Source organism: Cognatundibacterium squillarum, assembly GCF_014652435.1.
Taxonomy (GTDB): Bacteria; Pseudomonadota; Gammaproteobacteria; order Burkholderiales; family Burkholderiaceae_D; genus Undibacterium; species Undibacterium squillarum.
Map to the genome: position 1 here is coordinate 75,592 of NZ_BMYU01000012.1, position 13,251 is coordinate 88,842.

Below are 13,251 nucleotides of genomic sequence, written 5' to 3' on the forward strand. Positions count from 1 at the left end.
GAAGGATTGAAATGAAAAAAGATCAAATGGTACTAATCAGGAATTTAGCATTTTCGCATAAAGCGGAGTGGTATCATAGACGATTGTTACATTTTTTTCTACTTTCCACAAACCCGTCGCACTTTTTAAATACGCGCTATACTTGATAGACGACCGGTCCAATAGATCTTAACATGAGCAACGAAATCCGACCTGCGATTCAGGACACCCGAGAAAGGATACTGGCAACCGGTGAATGCCTGATCCTCGGCAAAGGCTTCAGCGCAATGGGCCTGAGTGAGCTGTTGTCGGCCGCAGCCGTCCCCAAGGGATCGTTTTATCACTACTTTGCGTCCAAGGAGGCATTTGGCGTTGCCTTGCTGGAACGCTATTTCCGCGACTATCAGCAAAAAACCGCGCTATTGTTTGACACACAGGACATCAGCGCCAAACAGAAATTAGTGTTGTATTTTAATCAATGGCGCAGCCTCGCAGATGTACCGGGCTGCAATAAACTTTGTCTCGGCGTCAAACTTGCCGCCGAAGTTTCAGACTTGTCAGATGCAATGCGTCAGGCCTTATCAACCGGAATGGCACTACATTGCGATCAGATCGCCGCCGTTATCAGCGATGCTATTCGGGAAGGCAGCATTGCACCGGTATCCGATCCTGCCGAACTGGCCAGTTTTTTGTATGGCAGCTGGATAGGTGCTTCTATACTGGCCAAAGTCAGACAGGATGCCGGCGCACTTCATGCAGCACACCGACAGACCATGCAAGCCTTATTCGGCACCGCTCTGTAAGGGTGTACTCACAGTCGTCAGGGGCAGGAACAGACTGACACATAAGCCGGATTGCGGACGGTTATGCAAACTGATCCGTCCGCCATGGGCCTCGATAATCTCGCGTGCCAGTGCCAGCCCCAGTCCTGTGCCATGGCGCTTGGTCGAGTAAAACGGTACCAGTGCATTTTCCATTACAGTGGCGCTCATACCGGGCCCGCTATCCATTACATCGATGCGCCAGCCATCATGCAGACGCTGCACATGTACCTCGGTTTCACCTTCCGGCGCAGCATCTGCCGCGTTTTTGAGAAGGTTGATCATTGCCTGTTCCATCTGCGCACGGTCAGCCACAAAATACTGCCCTGCAAACTTCCCATGCTGAGTAAATGCATACTGACCGGACAGCGCGGCTAAGAACCCGTCCCATGGATGCTGCGCCAGTCGCGGTGCAGGCAACTTGGAAAAACTCGCGTAACCCTGAATAAACTGATCCAGATGATTCGCCCGGTCAGCAATTGCACTGAACAATTCCGGCACCCGCTCGGTCTGTCCGCGCTGCATCATCAGTTTTCCGGAATGCGCCAGCGACCGCATCGGCGCCAGCGAATTATTCAGCTCGTGACTGATCACACGAATCACTTTTTTCCAGGTCTGCACTTCCTGCCGCCGTAACTCGGCCGTCAGTTGCCGCAGCATGATCAAACGATGCCGCCGCCCGTTGAGTAAGAACTGGCGTTGCGCAAGATGATAGGTTTCCTGCTGCTCCTGTGCATCATCTTTACCGGATGTATCGGTGAATAAGCCATCACTCTCCTGCTGCAACGCCGCCACCAGTGCCGGCGACAAGGAGGCTGTCAGCGTCTGCAGGCTATAACCCTCTAACTGTCGCCCTGCGTTCAGAAAATGCCGCGCAGCCACATTGGCATACAGAATGTTTTCCTGCTCATCTATCAGCAACATGGCAACCGGTGTATTTTGCAGCATGGTATCCAGCAGTAACTCCCTCTGTGCCAGATGCAAACGCTGATCCCGCAGGCTCGCCGCCAGCCGCTGATGTGCGCTGGCCAGCTCGCCTAACTCGTCCTGCCGCGGCCAGTGGATGCCGAAACTGTAGTCGCCATCCTTATAGCAGTACACGGTACCGCTCAGCGCTCTGAACAACGCCAGAATTTCACGGAACTCACGCTGCAGCCACCAGATTTGCAGTACCGCCAGCACCAGCAGCACAGCAACCATTCCCTGAACCACAGCAGGTACGCCAGTTTGTTCAGACAACAGTAATGCTGACAGCGCAATCGCTAACAGCATCAGCAATGGCGCCAGCATCACACGCCGGGTAACCGTAGATTTCATCGACCAGTGAATGATGCGCCTCTTTATCCTGAATGACGTTCAATACCAAAACGCTCCATACGCCGGTACAAGGATTGCCGGCTCAATCCCAGCGCAGCAGCAGCCTGAGCAACCACGCCGCCAGCCTGTACGAGCGCCGCCTCAATACTCGCTTTATCGGGTCCGGCTTCCGTATCTTTCGTGCGCGCAGTGCTGACCGGCAATTGCAGATCCTCTTTTCCCAGTACAGTGTGCGGACATAGCAACTGCACCCTTTGCATCAGATTTTTCAGTTCGCGCACATTGCCCGGCCATCCGTACTGTTCCAGAGCCTGAACTGCATCCGGTTTCAGTTGCCTGTTTGCGCCCAGAAATGCCTGTGCCAGCGGCAGAATATCGTCCGGGCGCTCGCTTAACGCCGGCACACTCAGGGGTATCACATTCAGACGGTAATACAGATCTTCACGGAACTGTCCGGCGCGTATCATCGCAGGCAGATCTGCATTGGTTGCACTCAGAATTCTGACTTTCACGCGCCGCTCTCGGTTCGAGCCCAGACGCTGAAACCCGCCGGTTTCCAGTACCCGTAATAATTTTATCTGCCCGCTCAGAGGCAGATTCCCGATTTCATCGAGAAACAGCGTACCGCCGTCTGCCGCCTCAAATTTTCCTTCACGCGCTTTTGCAGCACCGGTATAAGAACCGGCCTCCGCACCGAACAATTCTGCCTCGATCAGCTCAGCAGGAATCGCACCACAGTTCAGCACCACAAACGGGCCATCCGGCACCGATGAATTACGCTGAATAATCTGCGCAATTTTTTCCTTGCCTGCGCCGTTCGGGCCAGTGATCAGCACCGGCACATCCGACGTTGCCACCTGACATGCCATTTGCAGCAAGCGCGCCATCGCTGCATCCTGCCAGATCAGTCCGCACAAATCATAACGTTGCTCCAATGCCTGTTTGTCCTGCAAATCACGGGCCAGTCGCTGACGCAGTGAACGGCCTGCCTGCCCCAGCTCAATCAGGTTACGTACGGTCACCATCAGACGCTCATCATCCCACGGCTTGGCCAGATAATCCGCAGCGCCTGCCTTGATCAGGCCTACTGCTGCTTCCAGATGCGTCCATGCAGTCAGCAGAATCACCGGCATGTCCGGCCAGGCATCACGGATCCGGTGAAACAGATCAACACCTTCCGCGCCCGAGGTCGTGTCCGCAGAAAAATTCATATCCTGAATCACCAGATCCACTGTATGTGCCTGCAGTTGTGCCAGACCTTCCTGCGGCGTCGCCGCACTGACGGTCTGCATATCATGCAATGACAACAGCACTTCCAGCGCCATCACCACAGCAGGGTTATCATCAATAATTAATACCAGCGGCATCCATTTACTCCGGAAACTTCAGAAAAGCCGGCGGCACCGGCGCGCACAACATACCACGCCGAAACATGCACGCCAAGTTCATACCGTACGTGTTGCCGTTGCCGGTGTAACACAGGCGGCACGCCATGACGGTGCTGCCGCAGATAACAATCCCAGCAACCAGAACACCAATGGTGTCAGCAACAAATACTGCAGGGGTAAGGCTGCCATCTCAAACGTACGGATCAGTACCTGATTCAGTCCCAGCGCCAGCAAAATACCGGCTGCGATGCCTGCTGTGGTGATCATGAAATTTTCCGTCAGAAAATACGCCAGAATATCAATTCGACGGGCGCCCAGCGCGCGCCGTATACCAATCTGGCGGGTACGCTGACTGACCCACAAACTGCACATACCGATGATGCCGGTCGCGGTCACCAGAAATAATAAACCGCATACGGCGATCAGCATCCACGACATACCGTAATCATTCCGGTAGCGGTCGGCGCGAATTTGCGGAACGCTGCGCATATCCACCTTCAGCGGTGTGACAGATGCCTTACGCAGCGCCGCTGTCAGATCACGCATCACACGGTCTGCCTGTCCGGCGCGGGCACGGACGGTGTATCCGGAATAGGGATCTTGTGTCGCGCGTATCGGCAAGATAAATCCCAGACCATCATCCGGCCCCGCATCCGCATTCGGCGACTGTATAAGATCAACCACGCCGACAATGCGGATACGGTCTGCACCGCTGCCCCTGCCGTTATAAAAATACTTGCCGACATAACTGCCGTCATTCGGATACAGCCGTTTCGCCAGCGCTCTGGTGACCACACCAACGCCCGGCAAACTGGTCATGGCTTTGCTGTCGGCTTCCATGACTTCTTCCGGCAAAAAGTCACGGCCTTCTGTCAGTTTCAGTTTCCAGACGCTGATCAGTGACCCCGGTGACATAAATGCTGCCGCCGTCACCGTTGCGCTTTCCGGCTCACCGTTTTGTGACAGTGAGTTATACCAGCCGGACTGCGACATCGGCACAGAATTGGTACGCGCAACGCCTTCCACACCGGGTACTGCCAGCATGGTTTGCTCTTCCTGTTTTTGCATCGCTAGCTGCGCTTCATGCCCGTCAACTTTCTGATTGCTGACATGCACGTAAAACACATCCTGTTCATCAGCAATGCCGCTGGGTCTGGCTGCCATACTCAGGCGTTCGCTGATCATCAGCATCGCATTACACAGAATCGCCAGACTCAGCGCCACTTGTAAAGCCACCAGTAAAGGACCTGTTTTATGGCGCAGCATTGCAGCCAGCACCGGCCCCGGTTGAAAAAGTCCTGTCATCGTATCCTCACTGAGATTTAAGCTGAATAGCCGGCGTTACTCTGCAGGCACGCCAGGCGGGGAAAACACCGGCACAAATTGCGGCTGATAAAGACATCAGCACCGTCACGCCCAGCATGACCCAGTCCATACGGGTCACTGCTTTCAGATATGCTGACTGCGAACCGATCAGATACAACAACAGCAGACTGAGCAACACCCCGCCGATGGCACCGGCAATCCCCATCACTGCACTCTCGGTTAAGAACTGAAAAAATATTTGTATTTGCGAAGCGCCGAGTGCACGCCGCACGCCCACTTCCGCCGCTCTGCGTGAAAAACGTGCAAGCAGTAATCCGACGGCATTCACCAGACACAAGAGTAAGAATCCGCTCGCCAGCCATGCTGCCATTTTGTTTTCCGCACCGACGATCTTCCGCTCTGTCAGCCATTCGCGGATATTGAAAACCCGGACTACCGCTTTGCGCGGGAAGCGGTCATGCGCTTCCTGCTCCTGCTGATACGCACGCAGAAACGCTTCCAGTTGTGGCCGGTCCGATGCGTTTTTCAATTCCGCCCAGAACATCAGCCAGGTGCATTCCGATTCCAGCAATGACTTCCAGCTTGCATCATTGCGGTTAGAACAGCTCATCCCGCCGGCATGCGGAATTTCATTCTGCATCGCATTCCTGAAAGGAATCACAAAATCTTCATCGTTGGCAAATGCACCGCTGCGTCCGTTAATCAGATAAAAACGTGGCCGCACATGCCATTCATCCATCACACCCACTACCTGATACGGCCGCCCCCACATCGTGATGCTTTTACCGAGAGCGGATTCTTTACCGAATAGTTTTGCCGCGAAATTTTTTGAAATCACCACCACCGCAGCACCGCGCTGATCATCCTGCAACGACCATGGCTGTCCGGCCAGAAACGGAATTTCCAGCATACCGAACCAGTCCAGCGTACCGGCTACCCCCATCCCCGACAAAACACCCAGTTCTTTACGCGGCATTTCCACCGGACTCTGTACCGCATACATACCGGCTTTACGCATGGCAGGTGCGCGCTCCAGTAATGCCATCAGATCAATGTAACTCATCTGATGATCGACATAAGTATCGCCGGGCCGGTAACCCTCTGCAGGCGCGTTGTCGAGCACCGTCGTCATCACCCGGTCGCTCTTAAACGGTAACGGGTCTGCCGACATCAGATGCAGAATCGTCAGCGCGGCGATGCTGACTGCAACGCCCACCGACAGGATCAGCACTGTCAGACCGGTCAGCCAGCGATGGCGGCGTAAGGCACGTAAGCCCAGCCAGAAATAATATTGCAACATGCTGCCTCCGTTCACAAAGCTGCCTGACGCAGACTAGGCACCGGTTTCACCAGATCAGCGACCTGCCCGTCAATGATGTGTACATTGCGCTGCGCACGCACCGCCAGCTCAGGATCATGCGTCACCATCAGTATCGTGGTGCCGGCCTGATTAATCTGTTCCAGCAACTCCATCACACCACGCGCCATTTGCGTATCCAGATTACCGGTCGGTTCATCGGCCAGTAACAGGCGCGGACTACCCGCCAGTGCGCGCGCAATTGCCACCCGCTGTTGCTGACCACCGGAGAGTTCAGACGGATAATGTTTGCGACGCGAAATCAGCCCGACTTTCTCCAGCGCAGACTCAATCCGTTCACGCCGCTCTGCCGCGCTGAAACCACGATAGCGCAAGGGCACATCGACGTTGTCTGCCAGATTCAGATCCGGAATCAGATTAAATCCCTGAAAAATAAAACCCAGTTTTTCATTCCGCAAGCGGGTACGCTGCGTATCATTCAGGCCCTGCACCTGCACACCATCCAGCTGATACTGACCGGAACTGAAATCTTCCAGCAATCCGGCAATATTCAGGAAGGTGGTTTTGCCGGACCCCGAAGGCCCCGTCACTGTCACAAATTCACCCTCTTTCACTTCCATATCCAGCCCGCGCAAAGCATGGGTTTCCACCAAATGCGTGCGGTATACCTTGCATAAATTTTTCATGACCAGCATCTGAATTCCTTTCTTGATATTTGATTCTGCACTGAAATCAGTGCTGATTAACCTGCACACGGGTGTAATCGGCAAAGCGCTCTGCACCCGAAATCACAACCTGTTCACCTTCACGTAAGCCACTGACAATTTCCACTGCAGACAGGCTGGTTGCGCCGGTACGCACCGGTTTGCGAACGGCCTGACCATCCTGCAATACCCATGCAGTCTGGCCACCATCCAGCTCCAGAAAAGAACCCCGGCTCAGCATCAGCACATTCGGGCGGGATTCCAGTAACAAACGGGCACTGATACGCTGACTCTGGCGCAAACCGGCAGGCATACTGCCGCTGAAACGCGCTCTCGCAACCACCTGATTTCTGACCACTTCCGGCGATAAAGCACTCAGTGAGGCGCTGACCTTGCTGCCATTCACTGTCAGTTCCACCGGCATACCGACACTCAGTTCCGACACATAGGATTCCGGAATTTCCAGCTCAGTTTCCAGTTCAGACAAATCCACCAGTGTCATCAGCGCGGTATTCGCGGCAACCACTGTGCGGTCTGCCACTGCCAGTGTGCCGACCACGCCGGAGACCGGTGCGCGCAAACGCAGTGCATCCACCCGACGCTGCAGATTGTCACGTACCAGTTGCTGCTGTTGCAGCTGCGCCTGTTTGCTGCGCAGGGTTTGCACCACTTCCTCGTTTTCCAGCTCTGTCGCCTGACGCGCATGACGCGCACGAATCGCCGCACTGTCCATCGCATCGCGGGCCCGCTGAAATTCATTCTTTTGCACCACACCGGCAACACCGGCCTGTTCAATACGCTGATACGCGCGCTCTGCCGTCAGTCTTTCGATTTCCGCAGTATCTGCATCACGTTGTGCCAGCAGCTTTTGCTTGCGTGCCAGAATTTTCTGTTTCTCAATATCCGCTTCTAATTGCTGCAGACTGGCTTCTTCGCGCCGCAGTTCTGACATCAGATCCGGCGAATCCAGTTCCGCCACCACATCACCGGCACGCACCGCGTCACCGGCTTTGACTTTAAAACGCACGGTCGCGCTGGTGGTGGAATACAGCGCCGGACTGTTCGCTGCAACCAGCTTGCCATTCACCACGATATCGCGCACCAGGGTGCCGCGTGTCACGGTCGCAATCCCCAGACTGTCGCGCGACACGGCGATGGTACGCGCTGACCATTTCTGCACCACAAACCCGGCACCAGCCAGAGCAGCGATCAGCGCCGTTGCTGCCAGCCACATCCGTTTTTGCTGCCACCACGGCTGCGCGCTCAGCACCGTATCCTGCGCGGAAGTATCACGTATTGAATTCATCATCTTGTTTTGTCGTTTGGTTTTCGGTCAGGAGAGAAGGAAAGTATGCAGACCATGCCGGCATCTGGCTGTGCAGGCCGGGTGAGGCGAACGCCCAGACTCCGGTGCGCAGGTAGCGCAATTGCAGGCTGGAGGTTTCCCAGCAGGCTTCGATGCGGTAACTCTGTGGATGAATATCGACCTGCACACCAGCCGGCGTACACGGATGCCGGATACTGTCTGATGCCAGCGTGCGCAGGCTGATCACGCTGCAGGAATCTGCGCCGGTCAGCAGCATCAGTGCGCACAGCAATACCGCCGCACTCAGCAAGGCAGCAGTGGCGAGCTGGCGGCATTGCTGCCAGAACAGTGAAACAGAAAAATCGGATGGCGCAGACATAAGGTTCTCCGGTCAGTTGTATCCTGACTATCGCGAAAACCGTGCCAGCTTTTGAAAATTCTTAAGTCACTGATTTGAAAAGGAATTTATTTTTGACACGGGCGGACTTCAGTGTCCGCAGCCGGACACCGGACAGTCCGGACGCTCTGGCGGACAGGTGGACGCGGACAATTCACCGGCCAGTGCGGCAATAATCGGGCAGGCGGTATCGCCGCTGCTGTGTGCGCAAGCCTGTATCAGACCGGACAGCATACTTTCCATCTTTTGCAGATCATGGATTTTCGCCTGCACCTGCGCCAGCCGCTCCGCCGCCAGACTACGGATCGCCACCCTTTCTCCGCCCTGCTCTAACTGCAGTAAATGGCCGACTTCATCCAGACTGAAACCCAGCTCCTGTGCACGGCGGATAAAGCGGATACGGTCAGCCAGCGTTGCCGGATAATGGCGAAAACCCTGCGCATTGTCCGGCACCGGCAGCAAACCACGCCGCTGGTAATAGCGTATGGTTTCCACGCCAACGCCAGCGGCAGCCGCCAGTTTGCCGATGGTGAACTGCGGGCTGCTGTCATTTTTGTGCTGTGTCATACAAATCTCCTTGACTCCGTACTCAGGTACAGAGTCTATGATACGGTCAAACGTCTATGGAGGTCACGATGCAACACGATCATCAACATCAGGGCGGATGCTGCGGCGGCCATCCGGCACCGGAACAGCCTGCGCCCGCCAAACCAGCCAAAGATCCGGTCTGCGGCATGAGCGTGGTACGCGAAGGCGCATTGCAATCGCGCTGGCGCGGTGTTGCGTATTATTTTTGCAGCCCGCATTGCCAGACCCGCTTTGATGCGGCACCGGAAAATTTTGTGCAGGCACGCAAAGTGATTCCGCTGGCAGGCGGTATGAACGCGGTTGCGGCGCCGCTCAAACCAGCCACGCCCGCCAAACCTGAAACAGCGTCCGGCAGTTGTTGCGGCGGACACGCAAAAGAAACCATGGTCAGCGATGCGCAGGGTGCGCACACCGATCCGGTCTGCGGCATGAAGGTGAATGAAAACAGCCAGCATCAGTGGCAGTATCAGGATCAGACCTGGTATTTTTGCTGCAACAGCTGCCTGCAAAAATTCAGCAAAGATCCGCAAGCCTATCTCGATCCGCAACGCAAAGCTGCACGCGAAGCCGCCAGCAAAACGGCGGCGCCGGATGCTGTGTATATGTGCCCGATGGACCCGGAAATTGAACAAATCGGCCCCGGCATTTGCCCGATCTGCGGCATGGCGCTGGAACCGAAAGAAGCAACGCTGGAAGAAGATGACAGCGAATTACGCGATATGGAAAAGCGCTTCCGTATCAGCCTGCTGCTGGCCCTGCCTTTGCTGATACTGACCATGACCGACATGCTGCCCGGCGTGAACTGGCATCAGCGCATGGGCATGCAAGTCTGGAACTGGCTGCAATGTGCGCTGGCAACGCCGGTCGTGGTCTGGCTCGGCAAACCATTTTTTGAACGCGCCATCGCATCGTTCCGCAGCCGCAATCTGAATATGTTTAGTTTAATCGGCATCGGCACTGCCACCGCTTATGGCTTCAGTCTGCTGGCCTTGCTGGCACCGGGTTTGCTGCCGCAAGCCTTTATGGCAGACGGTATGCCACCGCTGTATTTTGAAGCGGCGGCGGTGATCATCAGTCTGGTGCTGCTCGGACAAATTCTGGAGCTGCGCGCCCGTGCACAAACCGGCAGCGCGATACGACGTTTATTAACGCTGACGCCATCGCAGGCAGTCAGAATCGGTGCCGATGGCAGCGCGCAGGAAATTGCACTGAATGAAGTGCAGCGCGGCGATCTGTTGCTGATACGTCCGGGTGCCAGCGTGCCGGTCGATGGCCGTGTGGTTTCGGGTGAAAGCTATGTTGATGAAGCGATGCTGACCGGCGAACCGGTCGCCGTCAGCAAGCAAGCGGGTGATGCGCTGATTGCCGGAACGCTGAACCAGCAAGGAAGCCTGCAAATGCGCGCCGAAAAAATCGGCAGCGAAACCCTGCTCGCCAACATGATACAACTGGTCAATCAGGCCAGCCGCTCGCGCGCGCCGGTGCAGCAACTGGCTGACAAAGTGGCAGGCTGGTTCGTACCGGCGGTAATCCTGATTGCGCTGCTGGCCTTTGCCGGCTGGGCCTTGTGGGGACCGGCACCGGGTTTAGCGAACGGGCTGATGGCGGCGGTATCGGTGTTAATCATCGCCTGCCCTTGCGCACTGGGTCTGGCGACACCGATTTCGGTGACCGTGGGCATGGGGCGCGGCGCATCTGAAGGGATTCTGATTAAAGATGCCGCAGCGCTGGAACAGCTGGGCAAAACCACGACCCTGATTATTGATAAAACCGGTACGCTGACCGAAGGTAAGCCTGTGGTCAGCCATCACTGGCTGCACCGCGATGCCGGACAACAGCCGGAGGTCTGGCTGGCACTGACGGCAGCGCTGGAAAGCCAGAGCGCGCATCCGCTGGCGCAAGCCTTGCTGCGTCATGTACGCGGCCTGCAAGCGGACACGCCGGAGATTACACTCAACGGCTTCACATCGGTGCACGGTGCCGGTGTGCAGGCAGACTGGTATGGCCGCATTGTGCGCCTAGGCAAGCCGGACTGGCTGGCGGCGCAAGGCGTGGATTTGCAGCCGGTGAAACAGGCGATACAAGCCGCGCAGCAACGCGGTGACAGTCTGGCTTTGCTCAGCGAAGGCAAGCGCGTGGTCGCATGGTATGCCTTGTCGGATCAGATCAAAGCCAACAGTAAAACCGCAATTGCCGAATTACGTGATGCCGGTTTGCGCGTGATTCTGATGACCGGCGATCACGCCGCCAGCGCACAGCGGGTGGCGACTGAACTGGGCATCACGGAATGGCATGCCGATGTGACGCCGGAAGATAAATACCGCATGGTGGAACAATGTCAGGCCGCTGGTCAGATTGTTGCGATGGCGGGCGACGGTGTGAACGATGCACCGGCGCTGGCGAAAGCAAATACCGGTATCGCGATGGGTAACGGCAGTGATGTGGCGCTGCATTCGGCGCAATGCGTGCTGGTCAAAGGTGATTTGCAAGGCATACGCAAAGCGATTGCCTTAAGCCAGCGCTGCATGGGCAATATCCGCCAGAATCTGTGGTTTGCATTCGGCTATAACTTCATCGGCGTGCCGGTAGCGGCTGGTTTGCTGTACCCGTTCACCGGTTTGCTGCTGAGTCCTATGCTGGCCAGCGCGGCGATGAGTCTGAGCTCGGTATCGGTGATCAGCAACGCATTGCGGCTGCGTCGTCAGTCGCTGTAAATCATCCTCTGTATTTCTGCGGTTTCCGGCGCACTGTGTGGCTGCCGGAAACCGCTTTCACTACCCCATCCCGCCGTTTTCGTGCCGGACTGCCTGCTCCTCCGTTGTCTTCCTGAAGTTCGCCTGCTACCCGTCTGACGCCCGTTTTTTGCCATTTCCAGCCGTTTTTGGCCTCAAAAATACCCCCGGGGGTATATAAAAAGCCCCAGCATTCATACCGACAACAAGGCGGTTTTTACGAAAACAGGGGGGAGTATCCGTTTTTATGATGTTTTTCTTTGGCTGAAGCGCCAACTCAGGCATAGTCAGCGCACTGTTTTCCCATCGCCGGAGTCGCGGCAGAATGCACCCGGCAGCGCAGCTCCCGCCACTTCTCGGCTGCCATAACCTGTGCCGCAGTCTGTGAGGTAAGCGCAAGCGGTTCACAGGTAAAATAGTGGTTTTTTGCTTAACGGATTGCTGACATGAACACTCTGGCCCTCGCTGCCCTGACTTTGCTTGTCCCCGTGTTTGCCAGCGCCAGCGATACGCCAGCCGCAGGGCAAGCCAAACCGCGCGCCAAAGCACAGCCTGTGTACACGCTGTACGCTGCCGGTGACATTGCCGACTGCGCCAAAAAACCGGCGCTGCAAACCGCAGCCGCGCAAACCGCGAATCTGATTGCCGCCGCGCTGGAAAAAGATCCGCAAGCCTTTGCCGTCACGCTGGGCGATAACACATATCCGGTCGGTGCGCCGTCAGAATTCACCGAATGTTATGAACCGACCTGGGGCCGCTTCAAAGAACGCACGCTGCCGTCACCGGGCAACCATGATTACGGCCAGCCAAAAGCACTCGGCTACTACAATTATTTCGGTGAACTGGCTGGCCCGGACCGGCGCGGTTACTACAGCAAAAAACTCGGCAACTGGACGCTGTATTCGCTGAACAGCCAGCTCAGCGGCAATGCGATGCAAACACAATTGCAATGGCTGAAAGAAGAACTGCAAAAGAATAAAAGCCGCTGCACACTGGCGTTCTGGCATCACCCTGCTTACAGTTCCGGCGGTCACGGCAATAACAAGCAGATGTGGCCGGCGTGGAAATTACTGGCCGATGCCGGCGCTGATATCGTACTGGCTTCACATGATCACGATTACGAACGCTTTGTGCCGATGAATGCGCAGGGCGAAGCGGATGAACGCAAAGGCATACGCAGTTTTGTGGTCGGCACCGGCGGTGCGAAATTAACGCCGATGTTTTTCCCGAAAGCAACCACAGAAATCCGCGACAACAATAACCACGGCGTACTGAAACTGGTGTTGCAGGAAAACAGTTACAGCTGGGAATTTCTCTCCATCCCCGGCGACAATCTGCGCGACAGCGGCAACGGCAGCTGCCACTGATTCTTTTC

General features: G+C 56.1%; 11 protein-coding genes. 3 read left to right on the plus strand and 8 right to left on the minus strand.

What is annotated here, in order from left to right:
• Positions 1-173 precede the first annotated feature (173 nt).
• Complete coding sequence (locus tag IE092_RS17780; protein WP_189358899.1) at positions 174-782, plus strand: TetR/AcrR family transcriptional regulator; 609 nt, start codon at positions 174-176, stop codon at positions 780-782.
• Here IE092_RS17780 and IE092_RS17785 read toward each other — a convergent pair.
• From IE092_RS17785 to IE092_RS17820, 8 genes are all read right to left on the minus strand, one after another.
• Complete coding sequence (locus tag IE092_RS17785) at positions 762-2,117, minus strand: sensor histidine kinase (protein WP_189358901.1); 1,356 nt, start codon at positions 2,115-2,117, stop codon at positions 762-764. The two genes, IE092_RS17780 and IE092_RS17785, sit on opposite strands and share 21 nt — an antisense overlap.
• Before the next feature lie 23 nt (positions 2,118-2,140).
• Entirely contained in the window at positions 2,141-3,484 is a 1,344-nt protein-coding gene (locus IE092_RS17790; RefSeq protein WP_189358903.1) for a sigma-54-dependent transcriptional regulator, read from the minus strand.
• Positions 3,485-3,562: 78 nt separating this feature from the next.
• Positions 3,563-4,810, minus strand: coding sequence for an ABC transporter permease (locus IE092_RS17795; RefSeq protein ID WP_189358906.1), 1,248 nt, complete (start codon positions 4,808-4,810; stop codon positions 3,563-3,565).
• Between the two features lie 7 nt (positions 4,811-4,817).
• Positions 4,818-6,131 carry an ABC transporter permease gene (locus tag IE092_RS17800; RefSeq protein WP_189358908.1) on the minus strand — a complete coding sequence of 438 codons (1,314 nt, stop codon included), beginning with the start codon at positions 6,129-6,131 and terminating at the stop codon, positions 4,818-4,820.
• 11 nt (positions 6,132-6,142) lie between these two features.
• Positions 6,143-6,844, minus strand: coding sequence for an ABC transporter ATP-binding protein (locus IE092_RS17805; protein WP_189358910.1), 702 nt, complete (start codon positions 6,842-6,844; stop codon positions 6,143-6,145).
• 37 nt (positions 6,845-6,881) lie between these two features.
• Entirely contained in the window at positions 6,882-8,162 is a 1,281-nt protein-coding gene (locus IE092_RS17810) for an efflux RND transporter periplasmic adaptor subunit (RefSeq protein WP_229793251.1), read from the minus strand.
• Positions 8,143-8,538, minus strand: coding sequence for a hypothetical protein (locus IE092_RS17815; protein ID WP_189358912.1), 396 nt, complete (start codon positions 8,536-8,538; stop codon positions 8,143-8,145). The genes IE092_RS17810 and IE092_RS17815 overlap by 20 nt, the downstream gene beginning before the upstream one ends.
• A 108-nt stretch (positions 8,539-8,646) precedes the next feature.
• Entirely contained in the window at positions 8,647-9,123 is a 477-nt protein-coding gene (locus IE092_RS17820; RefSeq protein ID WP_189358914.1) for a MerR family transcriptional regulator, read from the minus strand.
• 68 nt (positions 9,124-9,191) lie between these two features.
• Here IE092_RS17820 and IE092_RS17825 point away from each other — a divergent pair, with 68 nt between their 5' ends.
• Positions 9,192-11,858, plus strand: a complete 2,667-nt coding sequence (locus IE092_RS17825) for a heavy metal translocating P-type ATPase (protein WP_229793252.1) — start codon at positions 9,192-9,194, stop codon at positions 11,856-11,858.
• Positions 11,859-12,322: 464 nt separating this feature from the next.
• A complete protein-coding gene (locus tag IE092_RS17830) occupies positions 12,323-13,243 on the plus strand; it encodes a metallophosphoesterase family protein (RefSeq protein WP_189358918.1) in 921 nt (306 codons plus the stop codon).
• Positions 13,244-13,251: the final 8 nt, after the last annotated feature.

Coding starts and splice junctions, on each gene's coding strand:
- IE092_RS17780 (WP_189358899.1), top strand. CDS start 174: ATGAGCAACGAAATCCGACCTGCGATTCAGGACACCCGAGAAAGGATA.
- IE092_RS17785 (WP_189358901.1), bottom strand. CDS start 2,117: ATGAAATCTACGGTTACCCGGCGTGTGATGCTGGCGCCATTGCTGATG.
- IE092_RS17790 (WP_189358903.1), bottom strand. CDS start 3,484: ATGCCGCTGGTATTAATTATTGATGATAACCCTGCTGTGGTGATGGCG.
- IE092_RS17795 (WP_189358906.1), bottom strand. CDS start 4,810: ATGACAGGACTTTTTCAACCGGGGCCGGTGCTGGCTGCAATGCTGCGC.
- IE092_RS17800 (WP_189358908.1), bottom strand. CDS start 6,131: ATGTTGCAATATTATTTCTGGCTGGGCTTACGTGCCTTACGCCGCCAT.
- IE092_RS17805 (WP_189358910.1), bottom strand. CDS start 6,844: ATGCTGGTCATGAAAAATTTATGCAAGGTATACCGCACGCATTTGGTG.
- IE092_RS17810 (WP_229793251.1), bottom strand. CDS start 8,162: ATGATGAATTCAATACGTGATACTTCCGCGCAGGATACGGTGCTGAGC.
- IE092_RS17815 (WP_189358912.1), bottom strand. CDS start 8,538: ATGTCTGCGCCATCCGATTTTTCTGTTTCACTGTTCTGGCAGCAATGC.
- IE092_RS17820 (WP_189358914.1), bottom strand. CDS start 9,123: ATGACACAGCACAAAAATGACAGCAGCCCGCAGTTCACCATCGGCAAA.
- IE092_RS17825 (WP_229793252.1), top strand. CDS start 9,192: ATGCAACACGATCATCAACATCAGGGCGGATGCTGCGGCGGCCATCCG.
- IE092_RS17830 (WP_189358918.1), top strand. CDS start 12,323: ATGAACACTCTGGCCCTCGCTGCCCTGACTTTGCTTGTCCCCGTGTTT.